At 59.5% G+C, this 26,526-nt stretch carries 27 protein-coding genes; 16 read left to right on the top strand and 11 right to left on the bottom strand.

The annotated features are described in order from the left end of the window. The coding region (locus tag ACTG36_RS15900; RefSeq protein WP_439142916.1) for an NAD(P)/FAD-dependent oxidoreductase at positions 1-683 on the bottom strand (683 nt) is incomplete at its 3' end. A 122-nt stretch (positions 684-805) separates the two neighbouring features. On the opposite strand from ACTG36_RS15900, the gene ACTG36_RS15895 reads away from it, so the two are divergent. The 8 genes from ACTG36_RS15895 to ACTG36_RS15860 all read left to right on the top strand — a co-directional run bounded on the left by ACTG36_RS15895 (position 806) and on the right by ACTG36_RS15860 (position 8,140). Further along, positions 806-1,693, top strand: coding sequence for a MurR/RpiR family transcriptional regulator (locus ACTG36_RS15895; RefSeq protein ID WP_439142913.1), 888 nt, complete (start codon positions 806-808; stop codon positions 1,691-1,693). Further along, positions 1,690-2,769, top strand: a complete 1,080-nt coding sequence (locus tag ACTG36_RS15890) for an aromatic ring-hydroxylating oxygenase subunit alpha (RefSeq protein ID WP_439142911.1) — start codon at positions 1,690-1,692, stop codon at positions 2,767-2,769. The genes ACTG36_RS15895 and ACTG36_RS15890 overlap by 4 nt, the downstream gene beginning before the upstream one ends. Continuing rightward, the gene (locus ACTG36_RS15885) at positions 2,762-3,163 is read left to right on the top strand and encodes a GFA family protein (RefSeq protein ID WP_375282204.1); all 402 of its coding nucleotides are present in this window, start codon (positions 2,762-2,764) and stop codon (positions 3,161-3,163) included. The genes ACTG36_RS15890 and ACTG36_RS15885 overlap by 8 nt, the downstream gene beginning before the upstream one ends. Then, a complete protein-coding gene (locus ACTG36_RS15880; protein ID WP_375282205.1) occupies positions 3,160-3,981 on the top strand; it encodes a hypothetical protein in 822 nt (273 codons plus the stop codon). The genes ACTG36_RS15885 and ACTG36_RS15880 overlap by 4 nt, the downstream gene beginning before the upstream one ends. Further along, positions 3,974-4,717, top strand: coding sequence for a sulfotransferase family protein (locus tag ACTG36_RS15875; protein ID WP_375282206.1), 744 nt, complete (start codon positions 3,974-3,976; stop codon positions 4,715-4,717). Before ACTG36_RS15880 ends, ACTG36_RS15875 begins: the two co-directional genes overlap by 8 nt. After that, entirely contained in the window at positions 4,714-6,156 is a 1,443-nt protein-coding gene (locus tag ACTG36_RS15870) for an aldehyde dehydrogenase family protein (RefSeq protein WP_375282207.1), read from the top strand. The genes ACTG36_RS15875 and ACTG36_RS15870 overlap by 4 nt, the downstream gene beginning before the upstream one ends. A gap of 40 nt (positions 6,157-6,196) precedes the next feature. Next, on the top strand, positions 6,197-6,577 hold the full coding sequence (locus ACTG36_RS15865; RefSeq protein WP_375282208.1) for a carboxymuconolactone decarboxylase family protein: 381 nt from the start codon (positions 6,197-6,199) through the stop codon (positions 6,575-6,577). Between the two features lie 477 nt (positions 6,578-7,054). Further along, positions 7,055-8,140: a methyltetrahydrofolate cobalamin methyltransferase gene (locus ACTG36_RS15860; RefSeq protein WP_439142907.1), complete on the top strand. Its 1,086-nt coding sequence runs from the start codon at positions 7,055-7,057 to the stop codon at positions 8,138-8,140. A gap of 156 nt (positions 8,141-8,296) precedes the next feature. On the opposite strand, the gene ACTG36_RS15855 is transcribed toward ACTG36_RS15860, so the two are convergent. Both ACTG36_RS15855 and mnmA read right to left on the bottom strand, forming a co-directional pair. Then, positions 8,297-8,755 carry a GNAT family N-acetyltransferase gene (locus ACTG36_RS15855; RefSeq protein ID WP_375282210.1) on the bottom strand — a complete coding sequence of 153 codons (459 nt, stop codon included), beginning with the start codon at positions 8,753-8,755 and terminating at the stop codon, positions 8,297-8,299. Further along, a complete protein-coding gene (mnmA, locus tag ACTG36_RS15850; RefSeq protein WP_375282211.1) occupies positions 8,755-9,894 on the bottom strand; it encodes a tRNA 2-thiouridine(34) synthase MnmA in 1,140 nt (379 codons plus the stop codon). The genes ACTG36_RS15855 and mnmA overlap by 1 nt, the downstream gene beginning before the upstream one ends. 127 nt (positions 9,895-10,021) lie before the next feature. Here mnmA and sciP point away from each other — a divergent pair, with 127 nt between their 5' ends. The 5 genes from sciP (at position 10,022) to ACTG36_RS15825 (ending at position 15,817) form a co-directional block, all read left to right on the top strand. Continuing rightward, a complete protein-coding gene (gene sciP, locus ACTG36_RS15845) occupies positions 10,022-10,300 on the top strand; it encodes a CtrA inhibitor SciP (RefSeq protein ID WP_375282212.1) in 279 nt (92 codons plus the stop codon). A 92-nt stretch (positions 10,301-10,392) separates the two neighbouring features. Continuing rightward, positions 10,393-11,112 carry a response regulator transcription factor CtrA gene (gene ctrA, locus ACTG36_RS15840; protein WP_439142904.1) on the top strand — a complete coding sequence of 240 codons (720 nt, stop codon included), beginning with the start codon at positions 10,393-10,395 and terminating at the stop codon, positions 11,110-11,112. Positions 11,113-11,233: 121 nt separating this feature from the next. Next, entirely contained in the window at positions 11,234-13,486 is a 2,253-nt protein-coding gene (gene ligA, locus ACTG36_RS15835; protein ID WP_439142902.1) for an NAD-dependent DNA ligase LigA, read from the top strand. Continuing rightward, on the top strand, positions 13,483-15,582 hold the full coding sequence (gene recG / locus ACTG36_RS15830) for an ATP-dependent DNA helicase RecG (protein ID WP_439142900.1): 2,100 nt from the start codon (positions 13,483-13,485) through the stop codon (positions 15,580-15,582). The genes ligA and recG overlap by 4 nt, the downstream gene beginning before the upstream one ends. 112 nt (positions 15,583-15,694) lie before the next feature. Then, positions 15,695-15,817: a hypothetical protein gene (locus tag ACTG36_RS15825; RefSeq protein WP_375282351.1), complete on the top strand. Its 123-nt coding sequence runs from the start codon at positions 15,695-15,697 to the stop codon at positions 15,815-15,817. A gap of 217 nt (positions 15,818-16,034) precedes the next feature. Here the strand turns inward: ACTG36_RS15825 and ACTG36_RS15820 are convergent, their stop codons facing one another. Then, the gene (locus tag ACTG36_RS15820; protein ID WP_375282342.1) at positions 16,035-16,487 is read right to left on the bottom strand and encodes an iron-sulfur cluster assembly scaffold protein; all 453 of its coding nucleotides are present in this window, start codon (positions 16,485-16,487) and stop codon (positions 16,035-16,037) included. A 69-nt stretch (positions 16,488-16,556) separates the two neighbouring features. On the opposite strand from ACTG36_RS15820, the gene hisI reads away from it, so the two are divergent. Next, the gene (gene hisI / locus ACTG36_RS15815) at positions 16,557-16,919 is read left to right on the top strand and encodes a phosphoribosyl-AMP cyclohydrolase (RefSeq protein ID WP_375282343.1); all 363 of its coding nucleotides are present in this window, start codon (positions 16,557-16,559) and stop codon (positions 16,917-16,919) included. A 45-nt stretch (positions 16,920-16,964) separates the two neighbouring features. On the opposite strand, the gene gluQRS is transcribed toward hisI, so the two are convergent. The 4 genes from gluQRS to ACTG36_RS15795 all read right to left on the bottom strand — a co-directional run bounded on the left by gluQRS (position 16,965) and on the right by ACTG36_RS15795 (position 20,654). Next, the gene (gluQRS, locus tag ACTG36_RS15810; protein WP_375282344.1) at positions 16,965-17,816 is read right to left on the bottom strand and encodes a tRNA glutamyl-Q(34) synthetase GluQRS; all 852 of its coding nucleotides are present in this window, start codon (positions 17,814-17,816) and stop codon (positions 16,965-16,967) included. Continuing rightward, positions 17,813-18,442 (bottom strand): class I SAM-dependent DNA methyltransferase, encoded by a 630-nt coding sequence (locus ACTG36_RS15805; protein ID WP_375282345.1) that lies wholly within the window; start codon positions 18,440-18,442, stop codon positions 17,813-17,815. Before ACTG36_RS15805 ends, gluQRS begins: the two co-directional genes overlap by 4 nt. A gap of 22 nt (positions 18,443-18,464) precedes the next feature. After that, positions 18,465-19,820 carry a methylenetetrahydrofolate--tRNA-(uracil(54)-C(5))-methyltransferase (FADH(2)-oxidizing) TrmFO gene (gene trmFO / locus ACTG36_RS15800; RefSeq protein ID WP_439142896.1) on the bottom strand — a complete coding sequence of 452 codons (1,356 nt, stop codon included), beginning with the start codon at positions 19,818-19,820 and terminating at the stop codon, positions 18,465-18,467. Between the two features lie 141 nt (positions 19,821-19,961). Further along, positions 19,962-20,654 (bottom strand): hypothetical protein, encoded by a 693-nt coding sequence (locus ACTG36_RS15795; protein ID WP_439142914.1) that lies wholly within the window; start codon positions 20,652-20,654, stop codon positions 19,962-19,964. Between ACTG36_RS15795 and ACTG36_RS15790 the strand changes: the two genes are divergently transcribed. Further along, positions 20,598-20,798 carry a hypothetical protein gene (locus ACTG36_RS15790; protein WP_375282361.1) on the top strand — a complete coding sequence of 67 codons (201 nt, stop codon included), beginning with the start codon at positions 20,598-20,600 and terminating at the stop codon, positions 20,796-20,798. The genes ACTG36_RS15795 and ACTG36_RS15790 overlap by 57 nt on opposite strands. A 244-nt stretch (positions 20,799-21,042) precedes the next feature. On the opposite strand, the gene gyrA is transcribed toward ACTG36_RS15790, so the two are convergent. From gyrA to rocF, 3 genes are all read right to left on the bottom strand, one after another. Beyond that, positions 21,043-23,787, bottom strand: coding sequence for a DNA gyrase subunit A (gene gyrA, locus ACTG36_RS15785; protein ID WP_439142894.1), 2,745 nt, complete (start codon positions 23,785-23,787; stop codon positions 21,043-21,045). A 223-nt stretch (positions 23,788-24,010) separates the two neighbouring features. Next, positions 24,011-25,054, bottom strand: coding sequence for an ornithine cyclodeaminase (locus ACTG36_RS15780; protein ID WP_439142892.1), 1,044 nt, complete (start codon positions 25,052-25,054; stop codon positions 24,011-24,013). An 11-nt stretch (positions 25,055-25,065) separates the two neighbouring features. Continuing rightward, positions 25,066-25,989, bottom strand: a complete 924-nt coding sequence (rocF, locus tag ACTG36_RS15775) for an arginase (RefSeq protein WP_375282039.1) — start codon at positions 25,987-25,989, stop codon at positions 25,066-25,068. Between the two features lie 107 nt (positions 25,990-26,096). Here rocF and ACTG36_RS15770 point away from each other — a divergent pair, with 107 nt between their 5' ends. Further along, a complete protein-coding gene (locus tag ACTG36_RS15770; RefSeq protein ID WP_375282040.1) occupies positions 26,097-26,525 on the top strand; it encodes an Lrp/AsnC family transcriptional regulator in 429 nt (142 codons plus the stop codon). Position 26,526 lies beyond the last annotated feature (1 nt).

Below are 26,526 nucleotides of genomic sequence, written 5' to 3'. Positions count from 1 at the left end.
TCCAGCGCCTCGAACTCCGGCACGGGTTCGGTGACAAAATAGTGGTGTGTCATCGATGTCATCGGCAGTTGCAGGCCGGACCATTCGCCCATTTGGCGCGCATAGGTGCCGCCTGCGTTGACCACATGTTCGCAGGTGATTGTGCCTTTGTCGGTTTCCACCTGCCATTCACCGGAGGGCAACTGCGTGATGTTGGTGGCGCGGCACTGCCGGATGATCTGCACGCCTTTTTGCCGTGCGCCGGCGGCCAAGGCCATGGTTACATTTGTCGGATCAACATGTCCGTCATCGGGGGTGTGCAGCGCGCCCAGAACGCCGTCGAGGTTATAGAAGGGGTGAAGCTCCGCGACTTTCTCCGGCCCCACCAGTTCAATATTGAACCCCAGCGACCGCCCGACGGACAGAGTGTGGCGAAGCCAGTCCATCTCGTCCTCGGTATAGGCCAGCCGGAAGGACCCACAGCCGTGCCACGTGACGGGCTGGCCGGTTTCGGCCTCCAACCCGCCAGAGTAGAGCCCGATGTTGTAGTCGACGCATTTGCCCAACCCGAAACTGGAGGTTGAATGGGTGATCTGGCCCGCCGCATGCCAGGTGCTGCCCGAGGTGAGTTCGGCTTTTTCCAACAGAACTGTGCCATCGCCCCAGCCTTCGTGACCAAGGTGATACGCAAGGCCGACGCCCATGACACCGCCACCGACAATGACTACGCGCGCGTGGCTGGGAAATGAATGCGCCAATGGAATATCCTTTGATGAGTCGCTTTTTCACTCGACAGGCTAATCGGACAAAAGTACCATCGTCAATCATGAATGGGACAAATGTATCATTAACGATTCTGGAGCGGCTGGCTGGTGAGCTGTCAGCCCTGACGCCAGAGGCGCGCAAGGCTGCCACCTACGTGCTGGAAAACCCGCGCGATGTGGGGGTGTCCACAGTGCGCGAAATTGCCGAAGCCGCGAACGTGAAGCCGAACACCGTGGTGCGCATGGCGCGGCAGGTGGGCTTTGAGGGGTACGAGGATTTCCGCGCGCCTTTTCGGGACGCCATTCGAAAAGGGGCGGCAGATTTTCCCGACCGCGTGCGCTGGCTGCAGGACGTTTCCAAGTCCGGCGAACTTGGTGGGCTTTACGCCGACATGGTCCGCGAAGTGATGGCGAATATCGAAGAGACATTTGCAAGCATCTCAACCGAAAAAATGAAAACGGCGGCCGAGGCTATCTGGAATGCGCGGCGGGTTTTCACGCTGGGCGTGGGTGTCAACAACTCCGTCGCGCGGAATTTCACCTATCTGGCCTCAACTGGGATGACCGAATTTCATGCCATTCCGCGTCCAGGGTCCACGCCCGTGGACGATCTGGCTTGGGCAGACGGACGGGACATTCTGGTTGCGATCACCTGCAAACCATACCGAACAGAAGTGGTAGAGGCGGTCAGAATTGCCCGCGAACAGGGCATGGTGATTGTCGCGCTGTACGACAGCCCGGCGAGTCCCATCATTCGCATGGCGGATCACGGCTTTGTGGTGGCCGTAGAGACACCACAGTTCTGTCCGTCGTCCGTCAGCATTATCGCCGTGCTGGAAACCCTGCTGTCCTTTGTGATCGCTGTTGCAAGCGACGAAATCCCCGCGCGGGTTGAGACTTTCCACAAACGCCGCCACCAGCTTGGCCTCTATCACACGGAGGCGCCATGAGCGGACCGATCAGATCACTGGCCGCGCGGTATTACACCGACCCCGCCATGTTCAAACTGGAGACGGGCGGCCTGCTGGCGCGGACATGGCAGTTCGGATGCCATGCATCACAGCTTGAGAAAACGGGTGACTACGCAACGTTTGAAATTGCGGGCGAAAGCCTCTTTGCGATCCGTGGGCGCGACGACAAAATCCGTGTGTTCTACAACGTCTGCCAGCACCGCGCGCATCAGTTGGTCAGCGGAACTGGCACCACCCGTGTTGTTGTCTGCCCCTATCACGCATGGACCTATGAGCTGACGGGCCAGCTGCGGGGCGGGCCAAATATCAAGGCTGTTGAGGGGGTCGATACATCCAGCATCTGCCTGACCGAAGTGCGGGCGGAAACCTTTCTTGGCTTTGTCTTCGTGAACCTCGACCCGGATGCCGCCCCGATGGAAGACTGGTTTCCAAACGCGCGGGCTGAATTGGAAGAGTGGGTGCCAAATTGGGCCGAATTGAAGCCGCTCGAATGGGTAGAGATTGCGGAGAACTGCAACTGGAAAGTCTCGGTCGAGAACTACTCGGAATGCTATCACTGCTCCCTCAATCACCCGACCTTTGCCAATGGGGTCGTCAAGCCCGAGACCTATGACATCCAGCCGCAAGGCAAATGCCTGCGCCACACAACAGAGTGTCAGGCGCTGGATCAGATGACCTACGACATCAACTCGGGCTTTGCCCATTCCCACGAATATTCAAGCTGGTTTTTATGGCCGATGTTCAGCTTTCAGGTCTACCCGGGCAATGTGCTGAACACCTATCACTGGCGGGCGATTGATGCAGATCACGTGGTGGTCTGGCGGGGCTGGTATTCTGCCCACGGCATTGACGATGAGAAGGTCCGCAAGTTGGCGCAACAGGATCGCGCCACCACGGTCGAGGAGGACATCCATCTGGTGGAAAGCGTGCATCGCGGCCTGAAATCGCGCGGCTATGTGCCCGGCCCATTGGTCGTGGACCCAAAGGGCGGCGTAAATTCGGAGCATCCTGTGATGCACCTCCAACGCTGGATGAAAGAGGCAATCGATGGCTGAGGTCTGGCAAAGTGGCGGCTGCCTGTGTGGGGGGGTGCGCTACACCCTGTCTGCACCGCCGAAATGGACGGCGCTGTGTCATTGTGAAAGTTGCCGCCGGGCGGCATCTGCGCCGGTGGTGGCGTGGATGGGCTTTGCGCCGGACCAGGTGGTCTGGACCGGTGAGAGGTCCCGCTACACCTCATCCGAGATTGCAACGCGCAGCTTTTGCCCCACATGCGGCAGTCAGATGAGTTTTGAAAGCACGCGGTGGCCGGGGGAAATCCATCTTTATGGTGTCAGCCTTGATGACCCAGAGGCCTACCGCCCGCAATTGCATTGCTACACATCCGAACACCTCAGCTGGCTGGAAATCCACGATGATCTGCCGCGTCATGCAGGATCAGCGCCATGATGCCATCAAAGTGGACGCCGGAGCAAAAGCTGTTCCCCCATCAGGTGGGCTTTACCTGTCCGCCGTTTGACTATGACGCGGCCCCGTCAGACTTTTTGCGCATGTCCCCCGAAACGGTCGGCGTGCATGGCTGGATGCTGCATGTGCCAGACTACGCCCACGGTCTGGACCAGCGCAAAGCGAATTTCGGGATGATGGAGGACTTCGTCCATTGCATGTCACGAAACGGTGTCGATGTGTGCGGGCAGGTCGGGTCAAACTGGGTGCATGCCAGCGGCTTGGGGGTTGAGGGCATCCGCCAACACTGCGCGGATCTGTCCGACAAATATGAGACGCGCTTTCACATGGCAGGCTACGCGATGGTCGAAGCGCTGCGCGCCATGAACGTCGAAAAGGTCGCGCTGAATGGGGCCTACCATTGGCCCGAATGGTGGCAAGGCACGGTCGGCTTCCTGCGCGAGGCGGGGTTTGATGTGTTGTGGGCGGGAAATTTCGTCGATCAGGGCTGGTTTCCTGATCAGGAGAGCGTCAACGCCAAACGCTGGATTTTCGATGGCGCGCTGTTCGACAAAAGCTTCGCCTATGTCGCCGAACACGCGCCAAAGGCCGATGCCTACCTCATCAACGGGATGTGCAATTTCCGGTCCGGACCAAACGGCTTGCCGCAGCGGCCCCTCCACCTCGCGCGGGACACCGAGGCCAAGCTCGGCAAGCCTGTCATCGGACATGACACCGCCCTTTATTGGCGGATCATGAAGGATCTGGGGATCGCACCGACGACCCCGCAAAGCATGCTGCTGGAGGGACTTCATGCATAAGATGATCGCACTTTGGGCGATTCCGCGTTCCACCTCGACGGCATTTGAATGGATGATGCGCCAGCGGGGCGACCTGGACTGCCTACATGAACCCTTTGGCGAGGCATGGTATCAAGGAGAGGACCCGCTATGGCCGCGCTTCAAAGAGGGTGAGAAGACGACCCATGGTTTGACCATCGAAAGCGTCTGGGACGATATTCAGGCGCGTGCCAAACAAGGGCCGGTCTTCCTGAAGGACTTTCCGCACTACATCAATCACATGTGGACGCCCGACTTCTTGGCGCACTTCACCCATGCCTTCCTGATCCGCGATCCGGCCAAGACGATTTCGAGCATGTATAACAAGTGGCCCGATTTCGATGAGCTTGAGGTGGGCTTTCCCGAGCAGCGCGCGCTGTTTGACCTGCTCACCGCGTTGAACGGGACGCCGCCGCCTGTCATCGACAGCGACGATTTGCTAGAAGACCCCGACAGCATGGTCGCGGCCTTTTGCGACGCGGTTGGTCTTCCATTCCTGCCTGAAGCGATGTCGTGGGAACCGGGCGGCGATCCGTCGGCGCATAGTTGGTGGGATGGCGGGTCGTTCCATGCCAACCTCGCGCAATCCACTGGGCTGACGCCGCAGGTGCGCCGCTATGTTGAGATTGCAGACGCGCCGGAACGGGTGCGTCGGGTGCATCGCCGGATGAAACCGCATTACGACCACCTTTATCAGCATCGGATCACACCCAAATGAAGACCTATTGGCAGAATTACATCGACGGTGTCTGGGTGGATGGCGGCGCAGGGCGGATCGATGTGATCAACCCCGGCACAGGCGACAAGCTGGCGGAACAGGCGCTTGCGGATGCTGCGGATGTGGACCGAGCAGTCATGGCGGCGCAGCGGGTTCATATATCGGGTGCGTTGGCTGATCTGCGCCCGGTTGAACGCGGCCGAATGGTGCAGGCCATGGGGCGCTTTCTGCTTGATCACATCGACGAAATTGCCCCTGTCCTTACGCTGGAACAGGGTAAACCGCTTTGGGAGGCGCGGATTGAGGTCGAAGGCGCGGCCCGCTATTTTGAATACTACGGCAATCAGGCTGAAACGGTTGAGGGGCGCTCAATCCCGCTTGGCAAAAGCTATTTCGATTTCACGACCTATGAGCCATTCGGCGTCTCGGCCCAGATCATTCCGTGGAACTACCCCGTTGAAATGACCGCACGATCCTTGTCGGCGGCCTTGGCGACCGGCAATGCCTGTGTGATCAAAACGCCGGAATTAACCCCCCTCAGCAACGCGTGGTTCGCCCATGCCGCAGAGGCCGTAGGACTGCCGAAAGGTGCGGTCAACGTCCTGTGCGGTCTGGGTCATGAGGCGGGTGCGGCTTTGTCCGCCCACCCCGCGGTCAACCAGATCGTCTTTACCGGATCGGTGCCAACCGGTGTCGCCATTGCCAGTGCTGCTGCCAAGAATGTGGTGCCTTGCGTCCTCGAACTCGGCGGGAAATCCGCCGCGATTGTGCATGACGACGCGGATCTGGAGGCCTTTGAAAACGATGTGCGTTGGGGCATCTATTTCAACGCGGGACAAGTGTGTTCAGCGATGAGCCGTGTGATCGTACACGAAAGTGTCCATGATGAACTGGTGGACCGCATGGTTGGCATGGCGCAGTCGTTAACGGTTGGGCCCGGGATCGACCAACCAGAATTCGGCCCGACAATGGGTGCGATGGTGTCCGAGGCGCAACGCGACCGCGCGGCCGACATGGTTCGTGCGGCACAGGATGACGGGGCGCAGGTCGCGACGGGGGGGCGCAAGCTGAACATCCGCGGCGCGTTCCTTGAACCCACCATCATGACGAACGTCGAACCCGGTATGGTCATTGCGAATGAAGAGGTCTTTGGCCCCGTCCTGTCGGTTCTGAAATTCACATCCGACGACGATGCCATCAGGATCGCAAACGGCACGCCTTATGGTTTGGTCGGCGGCGTCTTTACCCGCGATCTTGACCGCGCGACGACGGCAGCACGGCAGTTGCGGGCCGGTCAGATCTTCGTCAATGAATGGTATGCTGGCGGGGTTGAGACGCCTTTTGGCGGCTACGGCAAGTCGGGCTACGGGCGCGAAAAGGGCCGCGAAGCCCTCTGGAACTACGTGCAGACCAAGAACATCGCGATCAAACTCGGATGAGCGTATAGAAAGTGACGCGATCAATTTGAAAGGCTAAAATATGAGTGCATTCGACGAAGATCTTTTCTTAAAGGGGTTGGAGCAGCGCAAGGCGACGCTCGGCGCAGAATATGTCGAAAAGAACCTTGCCGCCGCCGATGATTTCACACGCCCGTTTCAAGAGGCGATGACAGCATGGTGCTGGGGTTTTGGCTGGGGCGACGATGTGATCGACGCCAAAACACGATCCATGATGAACCTGTCGATGATCGGGGCCTTGGGCAAAATGCACGAATGGGAAATTCACTGTAAAGGCGCGATCAACAACGGCGTCACATCGGACGAAATCCGCGCGATCATTCATGTGATCGGGATTTACTGCGGCGTGCCGCAGGCGTTGGAGTGCTTTCGCGTGGCGCGAAAGGTGCTCGAACAGGCCTAACGTGAGCGCGCGGAACGTCAGTCGTTTGACGATATAATGACCTGCTCTTTCGACGGAACAGAGGCATCCGGTGCAATTGTCACCGCCAATGGCCCTTCGTTACGCATCTCCAGCCGCTGGTTGTTTCGTCCCGATCTCGAAGCTCTGACGCTTATGCCGTGAAAATGCGATCTTTCGCGGGACGGAGGTAGCATTTTTGAATGACCGCTTTGGCGACGCCAGTTGCAGCGGAGCGGAAAACGCGCCGCACCTGTAATCAGTTGCTGCGTCAGCAGTAGCCGCAGTTGCATAAGTCCGGAAAGTCTGCAGACGAGCCTTTCAGTCCATTGATCGTCGGAACACTGTACCCCTCCCTCATCATCTTCATGAACACAAACCGCAGTGACGTCGCGGGTGAGGCTGGCTATGTCGCATGCATGCCGACCCAGCCGCGCTGGCGTGCTTAGGGTTTGGAAAACACACCAGCGAGAGGCCGCCATGACCCGCACTGTTATCGAATCCAAGACCAAGACCGCCGTGATGGGCTTTGATGAGCCGTTTTGCGTTATCGGTGAAAGGATCAACCCCACCGGGCGCAAGATCTTGAACGAAGAACTGGAACGCGGGGATTTCAGCCGGGTTGAGGCGGACGCCATCGCCCAGACCATGGCGGGTGCCACGGTGCTGGATATCAACTCAGGTGCGGTGTTCTCCAACAAAATGGCCGAAGACCCACGGTATGCGGACAACAACTTTGTTGAGCCCACGTTGATGAAAGAACTGGTCGAGCGTGTGCAGGCGGTCTGCGACACGCCGCTGTGCATCGACAGCTCCGTTCCGGGTGCGTTGGAGAACGGTCTGGCCGCCGCTGAGGGGCGTCCGCTGCTCAATTCCGTGACAGGTGAGGAAGAGCGGCTGGAACTGGTGTTGCCGCTGGTCAAGAAATACAATGTCCCCGTGGTGGCGATTTCCAACGACGACACGGGTATTTCCGAGGACCCGGAAGTGCGCTTTGCTGTGGCCAAAAAGATCGTCGAGCGGGCTGCGGATTTTGGCATTCCGGCCCATGATATCGTCGTGGACCCGCTGGTGATGCCCATCGGGGCGATGGAGACAGCCGGTTTGCAGGTGTTCACCTTGGTGCGTCGTCTTCGCGAGGAGCTGGGCGTGAATACGACCTGTGGCGCGTCCAACATCTCCTTCGGGTTGCCGAACCGCCACGGCATCAACAACGCGTTTTTGCCCATGGCCATGGGGGCCGGCATGACGTCTGCGATCATGAACCCGGTGGCACTGCCTGTGGGACCAAAGAAGATCGCCGAGAAACGCGCAGAGATTGAGGCCGCAGGTATCATCCTTCCGGACGGGATGGACGACGAGGCTTTCGTTCAGATGTTTGGCATGGGATCGACCAAACCGCGTGCGGGTAAAGAGATGGAGGCCATTCGTGCGGCAAACTTTCTGACCAACAACGACGACGGCGGCGGCAAGTGGATCGAATTCAACCGCGAGGCCCCCAAAGCAGGCCAAGAAGGCCGCGGTCGGGCAGGGCGGACAGGCGGACGTCGTCGCCGGACGGGGTGATCTTTTTGAATAGGGATCGGATCGGCTTCGCCGATCCGATCCGGTGTTTGGACATGGCCTGAATAAAATACGCACCCTTCGGCGCGGGATGCATCGGTTGATTTTAGGTATTTTTGAACCAGAGAAACGAAGGCCGCGCGCCATCACACACATGGTTTATCGATCGGACCTTTTGAGAGATTTTTTGTAATACACCCTTTGAAACGCGCCGTCGGTTTGTCGGTGCGTTTCTTTGTATCCCAGATGCGGATACAGCGTTTGGTTTTCGGTCATGGCGACGTTTGTATAAAGGGTGACCGACGGTTTGCCTGCCGCGCGGGCCGCATCTTCGCACAGATCAATCAAGGCGCCGCCGATCCCCACGCCGACCGCAGCCGGGTCGACGGCGACGTTTTCGAGCATCATCGTGTCCTGCTGTTCGAAGAAGACGATGAAGCCAATCGCATGGCCATCAACCTCGGCCACATGGACAGTACCATCCGCGATCTGATCTTCGAAATCTGCGACCATGGGGGCAGGGTCGCGTCCGATCGCGGCGATGTATTGTGTGTAGGCCGCCCGTGCGATCTGGCGGATGGCGGGGGCGTCGGCACGGGTTGCCGGACGCAGCCGCATCAATAGCCGCGCCAGATCCAGCCGCCGCCAAAGATGCGGCTGCTCTCGCAATCGTAGAACACACAAGCCTGACCTGGGGACACGCCTTCTTCGGGTGTCAAAAGGTCGACTTCGGCGGTGGTGGGCGACAGCGGGCGGACCACGGCCTCAACAGGGGGTTTGGTGGAGCGCACTTTGACCGACAGGTGACGTTCGGGCACCGCATCAAAGGCATCATCCCCCAGCCAGTTGATTTCACGCACGGGGACGGTGCGGGTTGTGAGCATGTCTTTGGGGCCCACGATCACGTGCCGTTTGTCCACATCCAGTTTCACCACATAGAGCGGATCCGCCAGACCGCCGATGCCAAGCCCGCGGCGTTGGCCGATGGTGTAGTGAATGACGCCCTTGTGTTGGGCAAGGACATTGCCCTCCACATCGACGATATCACCCTGCTCTGCTGCACCGGGACGCAGCTTTTCGATGACCTGCGCGTAATTGCCGTTGGGGACAAAGCAGATGTCCTGACTGTCGGGTTTGTCGGCCAGCGACAGCCCGTATTTGCGCGCGAGGTCTCGGGTTTGCTCTTTGGAGGCATGGTGGCCCAGCGGGAAGCGCAAGTATTCCAGTTGTTCTGGCGTGGTGGAGAACAGGAAATAGCTTTGGTCTTTGGTCGGATCGGCGGCGGAGTGCAGTTCTGCGCCCTGATCGCCCATCATGCGTTGGATGTAGTGCCCCGTGGCCATGCAATCGGCATCGAGGTCTTTGGCCGTTTCCAGCAGGTCCTTGAACTTCACCCGTTCGTTGCAGCGGATGCAGGGCACGGGCGTCGCACCGGCCAGATAGCTGTCCGCAAATTCATCCATCACCGCTTCTTTGAAGGTGTTTTCATAGTCGAGGACGTAATGTGGAAAGCCCATTTCCTCCGCCACGCGGCGCGCGTCATGAATGTCGCGCCCGGCACAACACGCGCCCTTTTTGGCCAAGGCTGCACCGTGATCGTAAAGCTGTAAAGTGACACCCACGACGTCATAGCCCTGATCGGCCAGCATCGCCGCCACCACTGAGCTGTCGACGCCACCGGACATGGCGACAACCACGCGGGTTTCGGATGGCGGTTTGGCAAAGCCAAGGGAATTCAGGCTCGGATCGAGGGGCATAGGATGACCTTTCGGGGATTTCGGTCGGAATATATGAAAAGTGTAATCACTCTCAAGGGGCGGCTTTACCTGTTCTTAGGGTCATTTCGCCACAAGGACCCTAGAAAACTGCCGAAGGGTTCGAAAAATGTACTTGAAAAAGATTGATGGGCCGCGGTCCGTCAAGCTGCCAGATGGGACCGTGATGACACGCGCCGATCTGCCGCCCGTTGATACCAGACGATGGGTCGCGTCTAGAAAAGCCTGCGTTGTCAAAGCGGTGGCCTGTGGGCTGCTGGCCCGCGACGAAGCGAAAGACATGTATGGCTTGTCTGAGGATGAACTGACGGAGTGGGAATCCGCTGTGCGCAATTTCGGGGAGGTCGCGTTGAAGGCGACAACTGTACAGAAATATCGACAACTTTAGGGGGAGTTGTAAACTTTCTGCTTTACGGTAACGTGTGGTTAACCATTCTTACTTTATGGTCGGGATAGACATAGATTGAGCGGAGAAGCGTAATGCGCGTATTGCTGGTAGAAGATGATCCCTCCACGGCCAAAAGCATCGAGCTGATGCTGAGCCATGCGAATTTGAATGTATATACGACTGATCTTGGTGAAGAAGGGATCGATCTTGCGAAACTCTACGACTACGATTTGATCCTCCTGGACATCAATTTGCCAGATATGAACGGCCATGAGGTGTTGCGCCAACTGCGGCTTAGCCGGATCGACACCCCGATCCTGATCCTGTCAGGCGAAGACGGGACCGAGAGCAAGCTGAAAGGATTTGGCTTTGGCGCTGACGATTACATGACCAAACCGTTCCACCGCGAAGAACTTGTGGCGCGGATTCATGCGATCATCCGACGCTCCAAAGGCCATGCACAATCCATCATCCGAACGGGGTCCATCGCAGTGAATTTGGACGCCAAGACTGTCGAAGTTGACGGCGTACCGGTTCATCTGACCGGTAAGGAATATCAAATGTTGGAATTGTTGAGCCTGCGCAAAGGCACGACGCTGACGAAAGAGATGTTCTTGAACCATCTTTATGGCGGGATGGACGAACCCGAATTGAAAATCATTGATGTTTTCATCTGCAAGCTGCGCAAAAAGTTGAGCGAAGCGGCGAATGGCGAAAACCATATCGAAACAGTTTGGGGGCGTGGTTATGTGCTGCGCGATCCAGAACCTGTTGGCATGGCGGACGACGAAAAGTTGGCCGTCGGGGCCTGACCCCGACCTGTCGTGTGGCCGTACAAAGTACCGCCACGCGGCTGACCTGCTCTGGACCTGACGGGGTCGCAGACCTATCACTTACCCAATCGTTTGAAATTGGTGCGATAGGGACCCTGCCGTGACGAAAGACATCGCTGTTAAAGACCTGACGCCAGGCGAAGCCGCTCAAGAACTTGGGCGGCTCGCTGATGTCTTGAACACCGCCAACGCGGATTATCACGGCGCTGATGCCCCTAAGTTGTCTGATGCGGAGTATGACCGCCTCAAACGCCGCAACCGTAAGATCGAGGCCCGCTTTCCCGATCTCAAACGGGAAGACAGCCCCAGCGAACAGGTCGGGGTCGCGCCCTCGGACGGGTTCGGAAAAATCAATCACAAGGTCCGGATGTTGTCGTTGGGCAATGCCTTCGACGACGATGACGTCTGGGAGTTCGACCAATCTATCCGCAAATTTCTTGGGCTGGGTGAGGGGGCGGTCCGCTATACGGCTGAACCCAAAATCGACGGTTTGTCCCTGTCACTGCGCTATGAAAACGGCCTGTTGCAATATGCCGCGACGCGCGGCGATGGGGCAACGGGTGAGAACGTCACCGAAAACGCCCGCACGATCGCCGACATCCCACAGACACTGCAAGGCGCACCGGACGTTATCGAAGTCCGTGGTGAAGTTTACATGTCCCACGCGGATTTCGATGCGCTGAATGCCGCGCAAGAGGCCGCTGGCGGTAAAACCTTTGCCAACCCACGCAATGCGGCGGCCGGATCATTGCGCCAACTGGACCCGACGATCACCAAATCCCGCCCTCTCAAATTCTTCGCCTATGCCTGGGGCGATCTGTCTGCGCCCTTGGCGGAGACGCAATCTGGGGCGATCGACCGGCTGGACGCGCTTGGATTTCAGACCAATCCGTTGACCCAGATCTGTGCGGGTCCGGACGATATGATCGCCCATTACCGTCAGATTGAGGCCCAGCGGGCCACCTTGGGTTACGATATTGACGGGGTTGTCTATAAGGTCGACGACCTCGCGCTACAAACGCGGCTCGGGTTTCGGTCGACCACGCCCCGCTGGGCCATTGCCCATAAATTTCCCGCCGAACTGGCGTGGACTCGGCTGGAGGGGATCGACATTCAGGTCGGGCGGACCGGTGCCCTCAGCCCCGTGGCGCGCTTGCAGCCCGTGACCGTCGGTGGCGTGGTTGTGTCCAACGCGACCCTTCACAATGAGGATTACATCGCCGGTCGCGGCAACAAAGGTGAAGAAATACGAGGCGGTAAGGATATTAGGGCGGGCGATTGGGTGCAGGTCTACCGTGCCGGTGACGTCATCCCCAAGGTCGCGGACGTTGATCTGTCCAAACGCCCCGATGACGCCGTGCCTTTCGTGATGCCGGACACATGTCCCCGTTGCGGATCGCCTGCAGTGCGCGAAGACGGTGACGCTGTCCGACGCTGTACGGGCGGGTTAATTTGCCCCGCGCAAGCCGTTGAAAAGCTGAAACATTTCGTGTCGCGCGCTGCCTTTGACATCGAAGGCCTTGGCGCCAAACAGGTGGAGGCGTTCTATGATGACGATCAATTACCCGTCAAAGAACCCGCCGATATTTTCACGCTGCGCGCCCGCGATGATGCAGCCCTTGCCAAGCTCGCCAACCGCGATGGCTGGGGTGTGACGAGTGTAAAAAACCTTTGGCAAGCCATTGATGAAAAAAGGAAGATCAGTCTTGCGCGGTTGATTTTTGCTTTGGGTATCCGCCATGTGGGTGAAGTGACGGCACAGGATTTGGCGCGTCATTTCGGAACATGGGATGATCTGGCCCTCAATGTCGCGACAGCGCGCGCTGCGGCCTTGGCGCACCGTGCCGCCGATCAAGCGGAGGAGGCGGAACGCGCCCGTGCCGCCCTCGAAAACAGGCGCGCGCGGGTGTCTGAGGCGCGCAAGGCGGCCGCTCAAGCCGCTGAGGTGCCGGACGTTGCCACCGCCGCATGGCAGCACCTGATTGATGCCGACGGCATCGGCGCGACCGTGGCCCTTTCGTTGTCTGATGCTTTGTCCAATCCCGACGAAAGCGGCGCGATCAAACGTCTGATCGCCCAGTTGGAGGAGATCATTCCGCCGGAACAACAAGACACCTCAAGCCCTGTGGCGGGCAAAACCGTGGTGTTCACCGGATCGCTGGAAAAGATGACCCGCGCTGAGGCCAAGGCACGGGCGGAGGCTTTGGGGGCCAAAGTCTCAGGCTCCGTCAGCGCCAAGACGGACCTTCTGGTGGCAGGCCCCGGGGCGGGGTCAAAGGCCACGAAGGCGGCCAGCCTCGGCATTGAAACCTTGGACGAGGACGGCTGGCTGTCGCTGATTGGCGACGCATGAGTGCCGAGACAGGCAGACCTGAGGTTCTTTGGCCGCTGTTCGGGCGGCTCGAAAACCTCGACGGGATCGGGCCGAAATCGGCGGAGGCTTTGACCCATGCCCATATCGAAAAACCGCGGGACCTGCTGTTCACCTTGCCCAATTCAGGGGTGGACCGCAGCCGCCGCGCGTCGGTTCTTGAGGTGCAGGCGCCCGCGATTTGCACGGTTGAGGTGACTGTCGGCGCCCATAACGCGCCCAGCCAACGGGGGCGTCCCTACCGTGTGATGGTCGAAGACGCGCAGACCACGTTTCAACTGGTGTTCTTCCGCAGCCATGGGGAGTATCTGCGCAAACAGCTGCCCACTGGCCAGCGGCGGGTGGTGTCCGGCAAGGTTGAGATGTTCGATAGCGTCGCCCAGATGGTCCATCCTGACCACATTCTGACCCCGGATGAGGCCGAACAAATTCCGCCCTTCGAACCTGTCTACCCGCTGACGGGGTCTTTGACGCAAAAGGCGATGTTCAAGGCCACGAAGGATGTCCTGTCTACCTTGCCCGAATTGCCGGAATGGATTGACCCTGCTTTGCACGCCCAACAGGGCTGGCCCACGTGGGATGAGGCCTTGCATCAGGCGCACAGGCCCCTGTCTTCGGCCGAGGTTGCCCCCACGGCGGCGGCGCGCCAACGGCTCGCCTATGATGAGGTTCTGGCCCACCAGTTGACGCTTGCCCTAGCGCGCGCGCAGCAGCGGCGGGGCAAGGGCCGGGTCACGCGGGGCGACGGCGCAAAGCAACGCAAAGTGTTGTCATCGCTGGAGTTTTCGCCCACCGGCGCACAGACCCGTGCGGTGGCCGAGATCGCGGAAGACATGGCCGCGCCGCACCGCATGAACCGGTTGTTGCAAGGCGATGTGGGGTCCGGCAAGACATTGGTGGCGCTGATGGCGCTGCTTGCGGCGGTTGAAGCAGGCGGGCAGGGCGTCATGATGGCGCCCACGGAAATCCTTGCACGTCAGCACCTTGATGGGTTGCGCCCCTTGGCCGAAGAGGCAGGCGTGGTGTTGGAGCTGTTGACCGGCCGCGACAAGGGGCCTACGCGACGTGCCAAACTGGCGGCGCTGGCCGCTGGTGACATCCAAATCCTTGTGGGCACCCATGCGGTGTTCCAAAAAGACGTGGAGTTTCAGGACCTTCGTTTGGCGATCATCGACGAACAGCATCGTTTCGGCGTGGCCCAACGGATGGAATTGGGTGCCAAGGGGGAGGCCGTGGACGTTTTGGTCATGACGGCGACGCCCATTCCAAGGTCCCTTGCGCTGGCCCAATATGGGGACATGGATGTGTCCGTTCTGGATGAAAAACCACCCGGACGGACGCCAGTGACGACGGCTTTGGTGGCGACGTCGAAGATGGATCAGGTGGTCGCGAGGCTTCAGGCCGCGGTGGCCGAGGGGCGGCAGTGTTACTGGGTCTGCCCACTGGTCGAGGAATCCGAGGTGTGCGATATGACCGCCGCCGAGGAACGGTTCAAACGGCTGCGCGCGGCGTTGGGCGAAGGCGTGGTTGGGCTGGTCCATGGGCAAATGCCGCCCGCCGACAAAGACGCGGCCATGGCGCGCTTTGTGGCTGGTGACACCAAGGTCCTTGTGGCGACCACCGTGATTGAGGTCGGCGTCAACGTACCCAATGCGTCCATCATGGTGATCGAACGGGCCGAGAGTTTCGGGCTGGCCCAGCTGCACCAGTTGCGGGGGCGGGTGGGGCGGGGTGCGGCCCAGTCCACCTGTCTGTTGCTGTATCAAGCGCCCCTGTCCGAAACCGGCCGTCAGCGGCTTGAGATCATGCGCGAAACCGAAGACGGGTTCCGGATTTCCGAAGAAGACCTTGCCATGCGCGGGGCGGGTGATGTGATCGGGACGGCCCAGTCGGGCCTGCCACGGTTCCGCATTGCCGATCTGGAACGCCAGACCGCGCTGATGGCGCTTGCGCAATCGGATGCGCGAAAGCTGCTGCTGGATGATCCCAAACTGGACACCGACAGGGGACGCGCGGCGCGTGTTCTTCTGTGGCTCATGGAACAAGACAAAGCGAGTCGTTTGATTTCAGTGGGTTAGCGCCCTTTGGAACATTTTGTTCACTTTTGTTCTCAAAAAGTTCTTGCATTAAGCAATCGCAAATGAGAACAAAGGTGCAACAAAGAGAACACGAGCACTGAGGAACATCACCATGGCACAAGAGATCAAAGACGTTGTCGTCCGGTCTTCTGACACAATCATCGCAGATGCAATTGGCGTGGTCAGCCTGATGGTCATGTTGTTCGGGGCGCTGTCTTTGCCCAGCTTTTTCTAACTGTTTACTGCCTGCGCGTTTTGTGCGGTACACCCAGATCTTCTGTCCCAAACCTAGGATCTGTTAACGTCCGACACTGCCTGTCTTGACCTGAATAGGGATCCTGCCTTTCCCGAATTCGTACCGGTCCCAACACGAAACGCATATCTGCCGCCGCTTTCCACTGTCCCGGAAAGCGGCGGTTTTTTCTTTTTGGGGAAGGGGTGCTGGGCTGGGATCAGGCGGATTTTGTGGCGCGGGCTTCTGCCATGGCCTCAAGCGTGGCCTCAAACGCCAGCATGATCGAAGCGTGGCGGTTTTTGTACTCCGCCGCTGGGCCCAATACCTCCAACCCGTTGAAGGGGGCGGATGGGGCCGGACCACCGGATTTGAGCATCGCCAGAAGTTCATCGCGGCCTTGCTGAACCTCAGCCTCAGTCCGGCCAATGACGTTGTCGCCCACAACGGCGGCTGCGGCCTGACCCAGCGCGCAGGCCTTTACATCCTGCCCGAAGGCGGTGATCTGGCCGTCCGTGACCTGAACATCAACCGTCACGGTTGATCCGCACAGCGGCGACCGACGTTTCGCCGTAGCATCCGCATCCGTCAGCCGTGTGCGGTGTGGAATGTCGGCGGCCAGCCCCAAGATGCGGGTGGAATAGAGTTTGATCAGGTCTGCGTCAGCGGTCATGTCGTTGCCTTTGCGGTGTCAGATACATAGATAGGCATTTCATTCCCGAAGGCCAAAGGAAAAGCTGTCATGGCGTTTGATCCCACCACATTGAAATACGACGCCAACGGGTTGATCCCCTGCATTGCCCAAGCTGAAGACACAGGTGAAGTCCTGATGATGGCGTGGATGAACGCCGATGCGGTCGCCAAAACCCTTGAGACCAAGCGCGTCACCTATTGGTCGCGGTCCCGTCAGGCGTTCTGGATCAAGGGGGAGACGTCGGGCCACACACAAGAGTTGATCGATCTGCGGATTGATTGTGACCGCGATTGTCTTCTCGCCGTGGTCCGCCAGACCGGTGCCGCGTGCCACACGAACCGTCGTGTGTGTTTCTACACCTCTGTGATGACAGGGGATGAAGTCGAACTGATGGCGCCTCTGGCGGAGTGAGGGAGCCTCCGGCGGGAGTTTTTCTGGCCAGATGAAGCAGGGGCGTCAGAGCCCGACCATAGACCGGATGTCCGCGGGGCTGGCGCCGTCTTCGCGGTATTTCGCGATCGCCCGCGCGTCGTCACGTTTGGCAAGGCGTTTGCCGGCGTCATCGCGGATCAGTTTGTGATGGTGATAGGTGGGGGTCGGCAGTCCGAGCAGTTTTTGCAAGACAACGTGGATTTTCGTGGCCTCAAACAAATCCCGCCCGCGCACCACATCGCTTACGTCCTGGGCCGCGTCATCGATGACCACCGACAGGTGATAAGATGTGCCCATGTCACGGCGGGACAGGACAATGTCACCGATGGTGGTCAGGACGTCATCTGCGCTGAAAGTCGTCTGAACCGGTTGGCCACTGCCGGTTTCCGTAAAGGAAAAGTCATCCGCGGCGATCAGGTCGAGGGATTTGCCCATATCCAATCTGAGGGCAGCGTTGTCTGGCTGGGGCCCATTGGCGACGTCAGGGCGGCAGGTGCCCGGATAAACCAGCCCGTCCGGCCCCATTATGTGCAACCCGCCTTCCTGCGGGGCGGCGACGGCGGCCATGATATCGCGACGGGTGCAGGTGCAGGCATAGGCCAGCCCTTCGGACCATAGCCATGCAAGCCGGTCTTGGTAAACGCGCGATCGATCCGACTGACGCATCACAGGCGTCGGCCAGTCTAATCCCAACCACTGTAGATCGTCGTATATTTGTGCCTCCCACACGGGGCGCGCGCGGGATCGGTCGATGTCTTCGATGCGCAGCATGAAGGTGCCTTGGGCGGCCTGCGCTATCTCGTGGGCGAGCATGGCCGAATAGGCATGTCCCAGATGTAGGGGGCCGGTGGGCGACGGCGCGAAGCGGGTTTTCATCGGCGGCGCAGGACGATCACATCAGATCCTGTGACCTGCGCGCTGAGATGGGGGCCATGTTCGCGAAAGAGCACCTCTGCCTTTTGAGACTGAAGAATGTCTTCCAAGGCATTGACATAGCTTTCATTTTTCAAGGTTGGGTCGTTATAGCTGAACGCCAATAGCCCCGCCGGTGCGAGGGCCATGAGCAGTGTGTCCAACATCTCAGGCGGGGCCGCACCGAGGGAGACGACGCCGGTGGCCACGATAATTGTGTAATCGCCGGGGGTCACATCAATCTGCCCGACCTGTCCCAACCACGTGCGGCGGTAAAGCGGCGCGTCCCCGAATGTCTTCGCCGCCGCCTGTTCAAGCATCTGGGGTGAGATATCGGTGCCATCGACCTGTTCAAATCCTGCCTTGCGCAAGGCCACACCGGACAATCCGGTCCCGCAGCCAAAATCAAGGACGGGGACCGTCAAATCAGGCGCTTGGGCGATCAGGGCCTGCGCCACACGGTCTGGCGTTGCGTAAGACAGGGCCGTGACGTCGTCTTCATAGGTGGCGGCCCAGTCGGCGTAGATTTTCTGCGTGTCTTTTGTGGACCGAGGGGTCCACAGGTCTGTGTCTTTGGATTTGTTTGTCATGACACCAGCCTAAGCGGGGAGGTCAGGCGGCGTCCAGCGCTGACTGGCCAAGCCAGGCCTGCCAATCGGCTTTGGCGCGATCGGTGTAGGCTTTGTAGCGGTCCTTACGGCCACGACGGCCGGATTTGAGGCCTTCGACCAAAGGGAACAGACCGAAGTTGACGTTCATGGGCTGGAAGGTTTTTGCGTCCGCGCCGCCGGTAATATGTGTCACCAAAGCGCCGGTGGCGGTCGTGTGGGGGACGGCATCCAATGTGCGTCCTTGCAGTTCTGCGGCGGCCAAACGCCCCGCCAACAGACCCATTGCGGCGCTTTCAACGTAGCCTTCGACGCCGGTGATTTGGCCTGCAAACCGAATATTGGGTTTTGATTTCAGGCGCATCTGGTCGTCCAACAGTGTGGGCGAATTCAAAAAGGTGTTGCGGTGGATGCCGCCAAGGCGTGCGAAAGATGCGTCTTGAAGGCCAGGAATGCGTTTGAAAACATCCGTTTGCGCGCCATACTTCATCTTGGTCTGAAAGCCCACGATGTTGTAAAGCGTGCCCAAGGCGTTGTCGCGGCGCAGCTGCACGACCGCCCATGGTTTCACGTCAGGGTCATGGGGATTGGTCAGACCGACCGGTTTCATGGGGCCGTGGCGCAGGGTTTCGCGACCCCGTTCGGCCATGACCTCAATCGGAAGGCAGCCATCGAAATAGCCTGCGGTCTCACCCTCTTTGAATTCGGTTTTGTCGGCGTCCAGCAGGGCGTCGATGAAACCGTCATACTGGTCCTTCGTCATGGGGCAGTTGATGTAGGCAGTGCGTTCTTCCTCGGTGTCGCCCTTGTCATAGCGCGATTGCCGCCAGGCCTTGGTCATATCGATGCTTTCAGCATAGACGATGGGGGCGATGGCGTCGAAAAAGGCGAGGGCTTCGGACCCTGTTTCGGCGGCGATGGCCTCTGCCAATTTGCCGGAGGTCAACGGGCCGGTGGCGATGATCCACTGACCGTCATCGGGCAGCGCGTCGATTTCTTCGTATGAAACCGATATGTTAGGGTGCGACGTTAATGCAGCTGTGACCGCTTCCGCAAAGGGGTCACGGTCCACGGCCAAGGCACCACCGGCGGGCAGTTTGTGCTGATCGGCGGTGGTCATGATGATGCCACCTGCGGCCCGCATTTCCCAATGCAAAAGGCCCACGGCGTTTTGTTCATCATCGTCGGACCGAAAGGAATTGGAACAGACCATTTCCGCGAGATGGCCCGTCCGATGGGCGAAGGTTTCGACCTTCGGGCGCATTTCGTGGATGACCACCTGAATGCCTTGATTTGCGGCCTGCCAAGCGGCCTCTGATCCGGCCATTCCGCCGCCGATGATGTGCAATGTGTTGTCCATGGCCCACCAGATAAGGCCAGAGGCGCGGCAAGGAAAGGGCCGTTTTGACGCGGCGGTCAGGTCCGTGGGTGGGACACGTCCAAATGAAAAACCCGACCTCTGTATGAGGCCGGGTTCAATCGTCTGAAGGATGTGTTTGGCTTAGAGGCCGAGGTTCAAAACCTCACCCAACACACCGAATGCTTCGCCTTGCGCCGTAGTGGCACGGTCAATCAGCAGGGTTTCGCGGCCGGTTTCGAACGACAGGGACAGGCCGATCATGTCGATATCGCTACCTTCGCCAATGTCCGCTTGACCGATGGACAGGTCTACCCACAGATCATCGGAGATTTCGTAGCCACCGCCGATTTCAAGGATGTCCGCTTCCCCGTCGAAATTGACGTAGCCGCCGCCAGCACGGAAACCGTTGCCAAAGTCATAATTGCCGTTGATGGCAAAAATGCTTTCCCCGTCGAAGGAGGTGTAAACAGCGGAGAGTTCGGTCCCGCCTTGATCATACAAAGCGCCGAGGGTCGTCTGTGCCTCACCATCGACATCTGTCAGTGCCAGCGCGACTTCGAGGTCGGACGACACCTGATAGCTGCCGTAAATCGTGGTGAAGGTGTCAGCACCTTCTTCGTCGGCTTCTTCGAAGTTGATCCCGACTGTGTAGACGCCGGTGCTGTATTCTGCACCGATGTTATAGATCGTGATGTCATTTTCACCAGCGTCAAGATAGTCCACACCGGCATAGGCCGCGATATTTGGTGTGATCTGGTAACCGCCGCGCATGGACAGTTGGGTCAGATCGATTTCGCCATCCAGATCAAGGTAGCCGATGCTGCCGTTGAAGATGAAACCGTTGTTGGAATAGTCGATCCCACCACCAAGAGACAGCAGGTCGATATCGCCGCCGCCTGTCGACAGATTGGTATAGCTGCCGCCGTATCAGAGGTAATTCATTTCCTGTGCGGCGGCCATGGAACCAGCAGCGATTAGGGGGAGGGTGATTGTCATGAATTTGAAGGTCAAAACTCAGATCCTTTGTGAAATATGAAAACTAGTACAAAGGTTGTCGTAACGGCAGCGGGGGGTGGCCTCAAGATGTTTGTGGGATTTTCAATCCTTTGCGGGATATGTAGCAGGGCAGAGACACCGATGCCCCGGTCGGGGCCCAGACAAGCAAACACCGCCCCTTGCCCCGGTGTTGGGGAAAGGACCGGTGCGAAGATTGGTGATCGCCTTATTCGCCGTCTGTCGCCGCGTCGTCGTCCTCATCACCCTGATCGGCGATCCATGCGACGCTGACAACTTCTTCACCCTTTCCGGTGTTAAAGACCCGCACGCCACCCGCAGACCGCGACCGGAAGGAAATCCCGTCAACTGGCACGCGGATCGATTGGCCCTTGGAGGTGGCGAGCATGATCTGGTCATCCATTTCGACGGGGAAGGAGGCCACGATTTCGCCGCCACGCATGGCTTTGTCCATGGCCGTCACACCCATGCCGCCGCGTCCGCGCACGGGATAGTCGTGGCTGCTGCTTAGCTTGCCGGATCCGCCTGCGGTGATCGTCAGGATAAGATTTTCCGCCGCCGACATTTCTGCATAGCGCTCGGGGGAGATATCGCCCGCGGGGGCTTCTTCGTCCTCCACCTCCGCATCGTCGGCCAGACCCGCCATGGCGCGGCGCATCTTGAGGTAGGCCGTGCGTTCATCGGCCTCCGCATTGAAGTGGCGGATCACCGACATGGAGACGATGGTGTCATCCCCCGTCAGCTTGATGCCACGCACACCCTGCGACGCACGGGAGTTGAAGACGCGCACGTCTGTTGTCGGGAAGCGGATGGCGCGGCCGGAATTGGTGACCAGCATGATATCATCGTCATCGGAACAGATGCGGGCGTTGATCAGCGTTGTATCTTCGCCCTCTTCGAACTTCATCGCGATCTTACCGTTGCGCATGACGTTGGTGAAATCGGACAAACGGTTGCGCCGCACGGTGCCCGCCGAGGTGGCGAACATGATTTGCAGGTCATTCCAGTCTTTTTCGTCACGGTCCACCGGCATGATCGCCGCAATCGACACGCCTGTTGGGATCGGCAGGATGTTGACGATGGCCTTGCCCTTGGACGTGCGGCTGCCTTGGGGCAGGCGCCATGTTTTCAGCTTGTAGACCATGCCGTCGGTGGTGAAGAACAACAGCTGCGTGTGGGTGTTGGCCACGAACAAGGTCGTGACCACGTCGTCTTCTTTCAGGCTGCCGCCCGAAATGCCCTTGCCGCCGCGTTTTTGTGCGCGGAAATCAGCCAGCGCGGTGCGCTTGATGTAGCCGCCTTGGGTCACAGTCACGACCATGTCTTCGCGTTCGATCAGGTCTTCGTCTTCCATATCGCCGGACCAGTCGACGATTTCGGTGCGGCGCGGCACAGCAAAGAGGTCTTTGCACTCCTGCAATTCATCGCGGATGATCTGCATGATCCGTTCGCGCGACGCGAGGATGGCGAGGTATTCTTTGATCTTGCCGGCGAGCTCTTCCAGCTCATCGGTGACCTCTTTCACGCCCAGCTGCGTCAGACGCTGCAGGCGCAACTCCAGAATGGCGCGGGCCTGAATTTCGCTGAGGTTATAGGTACCGTCTTCGTTGGCCGTGTGGGTCGGGTCATCGATCAGCTTGATAAACGGCAGGATTTCCTCAGCAGGCCAAGCGCGGGTCATCAGCGCCTCACGGGCGGCGGGCGCGTCGGCTGAGGCGCGGATCGTGGCCACGACCTCATCCACATTGCTGACAGCTACGGCCAAACCACAGAGCACATGGGCACGGTCACGGGCCTTGCGCAATTCAAAGGCTGTGCGGCGGATGACCACGTCTTCGCGGAAATCAATGAAGGATGTCAGGAACTTACGAAGCGTGAGTGTTTCTGGGCGACCACCATTCAGGGCCAACATGTTGCAGCCAAAAGACGTCTGCATGGGCGTAAAACGGAACAGCTGGTTCAATACGACCTCAGCCGTGGCATCGCGTTTGAGTTCGACGACCACACGCACACCATTGCGGTCGGATTCGTCCTGAACGTGGGCGATGCCTTCGATCTTTTTGTCGCGCGCGGCCTCAGCGATGCGTTCGACCATGGTGGACTTGTTCACCTGATAGGGAATTTCCTCAATGATGATCGCCCAGCGGTCTTTGCGGATTTCCTCAACCTTGGTCTTGGCGCGGGTGATGACGCTGCCGCGGCCTTCAAGGTAGGCTTTGCGCGCGCCAGAGCGGCCCAGCATGATCCCGCCAGTGGGGAAGTCGGGGCCGGGGACATATTCGATCAGATCTTCGGAGCTGAGGTCCGGGTCTTCGATCAGCGCCAGCGTCGCGTCTACCACTTCGCCCAAGTTGTGGGGCGGAATGTTGGTGGCCATGCCGACAGCAATGCCGCCTGCGCCATTGACCAGCATGTTGGGGAAACGGGCGGGCAGGACCGTGGGTTCACGGTCTTTGCCGTCGTAGTTGTCTTGGAAATCGACGGTGTCTTTGTCGATATCGGCCAGCAGGTATGCTGCCGGTTTGTCCATGCGGACTTCGGTGTAGCGCATGGCGGCCGGATTATCGCCGTCCATGGAGCCAAAGTTGCCCTGACCATCCAAAAGCGGAAGCGACATGGAGAAATCCTGCGCCATCCGCGCCAAAGCGTCATAGATCGCGCTGTCGCCGTGGGGGTGGTATTTACCCATCACATCACCCACCGGACGGGCGGATTTGCGGTAAGGTTTGTCGTGGGAGTTTCCGACCTCGTGCATGGCATAGAGAATGCGCCGGTGCACCGGTTTCAGACCATCGCGCAGGTCCGGGATCGCACGGCTGACGATGACCGACATGGCATAGTCGAGGTAGGAGGTTTTCATCTCCGCCGTGATGGAAATAGACGGCCCGTCGTGCGGCGTGCGTTCGGGGGGCATTTCGCCTGTTTCGTCAGGGGTTTGCGTGTCGTCGCTCATGTGATGCCTTAACTGTCCGGTGCGCGCGGGCTTGGTGACTCGCCCCGCTGCTATATTTTGTTGTTACACTACTAACAGAGGCAAGGGATGGGGTGCAACGGAAGGTTTGCAGGTCGAACAGGCTGCGCCTGTCCGATCCGCGCCGCTGCGCGGCGCATGTGGGGCTTTGCCCCCGGCCTGCGGCCTCCCCCAGAGTTTTTGGATCAGAAGAACGAGGGGCGTTTTATGCCGAGCGTTGCAGCATACCGTAGAGGTCGCGGGGATCGTCAGGATCGGCCAGCATGTCGAGGTCGTCGTACATGTCGGTGCCCTTGATGAGGTCGAGGACCGTGCGCAGGGCGGAGAAATCCTCAATGGCGAAGCCCACGCTGTCAAAGAGGGTGATTTGTTTGTCCGAGGTACGCCCCGCTGTGCGGCCTGCAAAGACATCGTGCAATTCGGTGACGGGGTGATCGTCAGGCAGGGCCTGAATTTCGCCTTCGACGCGGGTCTGGGGCGGGAATTCAACGAAGATATCAGAGCGGTGCAGGATGTCTTTGTGCAGCTCGGTTTTGCCGGGGCAATCGCCGCCGATAGCGTTGATGTGTACGCCGGACCCGACCATGTTGTCTGTAAGGATAGTCGCGTATTGTTTGTCGGCGGTGCAAGTGGTGATGATCTGCGCGCCCTCGATCGCCTCTTGCCCGGTGGTGCAGGGGATCACGGTCAGGCCGCTGTCCGCAAGGTTGCGGGCGCATTTGGCGGTGGCGGCGGGGTCGATGTCATAGAGGCGCACGGTGTCGATCCCGCAGATCGCCTTAAAGGCGCGGCATTGGAATTCGGACTGCGCGCCGTTGCCGACCATGGCCATGGTGGTCGCACCCTCGGGCGCCAGATGTTTGGCGGCCAGCGCCGACATGGCGGCGGTGCGCAGGGCGGTCAGCAGGGTCATTTCACTGAGCAACACAGGATAGCCCGATTGCACATCAGCCAGAAGGCCAAAGGCGGTCACGGTTTGCAGACCCTCTGCCGTGTTCTTGGGGTGGCCGTTCACGTATTTGAACCCGTACATATCCCCGTCGGACGTGGGCATCAGTTCAATCACGCCCACGTCGGAGTGCGAGGCCACGCGCGGTGTTTTGTCAAAAGCGTCCCAGCGCAGAAAATCCGCTTCGATGGTGTTCGCGATGCGGGTGATCATCGCTTCAAGCCCAGTGTGGTGCACCAGACGCATCATGTTGTCGACGGATACGAAGGGCACGAGGGCTTTGTCAGAGGGGGTCAGCATAGCGTTATCCTTTAGGCAAACGAACGGGTGGGGCGGTCAAAGACGCGGCGGCCCATGAGAGAGGCGGTGAGGTCCACCATGAGCGAGGCAGTGCGCCCGCGTTCGTCCATAAACGGGTTGAGTTCCACCAGATCGAGGGAGGTCACGCGGTCACTGTCGCAGAGCATTTCCATGACCAGATGCGCCTCCCGCAGGGTGGCGCCGCCGGGCACGGTGGTGCCCACAGCGGGGGCGATGTCGGGATCGAGGAAATCCACATCGAGAGAGACGTGCAGGAGGCCGTCCGCGGCCTCAACCTTGGCGAGGAATTCGGCCAGTGGGGCGCGGATGCCGCCCTCATCAATGGCGCGCATATCGGCCAGCGACATGTTTGTGTCCGCAAGGGCTGCGTGTTCGGCGGGATCCACGGACCGCAGGCCGATCATGCAGATGTTGTCGGTGGGCACGGGATTGGCCACTGCAGGGAAGGCGTCAAACCCGTCCCGCCCAGTGAAATAGGCCACAGGTGTGCCGTGCAGATTGCCGCTGCTGGTGGTTGTGGGTGTGTGAAAATCGCTGTGCGCGTCAAGCCAGAGCACAAAGAGAGGCCGGTCTTGGGCGGCGGCACGATCGGCGATGCCCGTGACAGTGCCCAAGGCCAAGGAATGGTCGCCCCCCAGAAAGATCGGGACCGCATCGTTGTCTGTGGCGCGGGCGGCGCGGTACAGCGCCGTGGTCCAGCCCACGGTTTGGGGCAGGGCGATCAGGTGGTCATGGTCCGCGACATCATTGGCGTCTGCGGTCACATTGCCGGTGTCGATGACTGTGTGACCGAGGTCGGCCAGCGTTTCAGCAAGCTGCGCGGTGCGGTAAGCGTCTGGCCCCATGATGCAGCCCTTGCGGTCTTTGCCGCTGTCGACCGGTGCGCCGATCAGGTGAATTGTTTTGGGGGACATGAGGTAGGCTCCTTTGACGTTGCGGTAAGACTGCGCGGGGTTGCGGCGCGTGAAAAGGGGGCGCATTGTGCAAAGTGAGTGGAAATTGCACAAAGTGGACGGTCTTGATGGACGAGTTGGACGGTAAGCTGGTACAGGCCCTGCGCCGCGATGGGCGCGCGTCCGTGTCGGAGCTGGCGGTGGATCTGGGCGTGACACGGACCACAGTCAAGGCGCGCCTGGACCGTCTGCGCCAAAATGGCGAGATCGCGGGGTTCACGGTGTTGACGCGAAGCGATGTGGCGGATCACGCGGTGCGCGGATTGATGATGTTGGGGATCGAAGGGCGCGGGACCGAACGCGTCATGCGCGCTTTGGCCGGTATGGTGGATGTTCAGGCGGTGCACACAACCAACGGAACGTGGGATTTGATTGTTGAGATCGGGACCGGGACATTGGACGCATTGGATGAATGTTTGTTCAAGATCAGACGGTTGGACGGGGTAATCCGGTCGGAAACCAGTCTTTTACTGTCGACCCGTCGCGCGGGGCGATAGG

Source organism: Pseudooctadecabacter sp., assembly GCF_965657175.1.
Classification (GTDB): domain Bacteria; phylum Pseudomonadota; class Alphaproteobacteria; order Rhodobacterales; family Rhodobacteraceae; genus Octadecabacter.
Note: the sequence above shows the minus strand (reverse complement) of the source record. Positions and strands in the feature narration are given on the sequence as shown.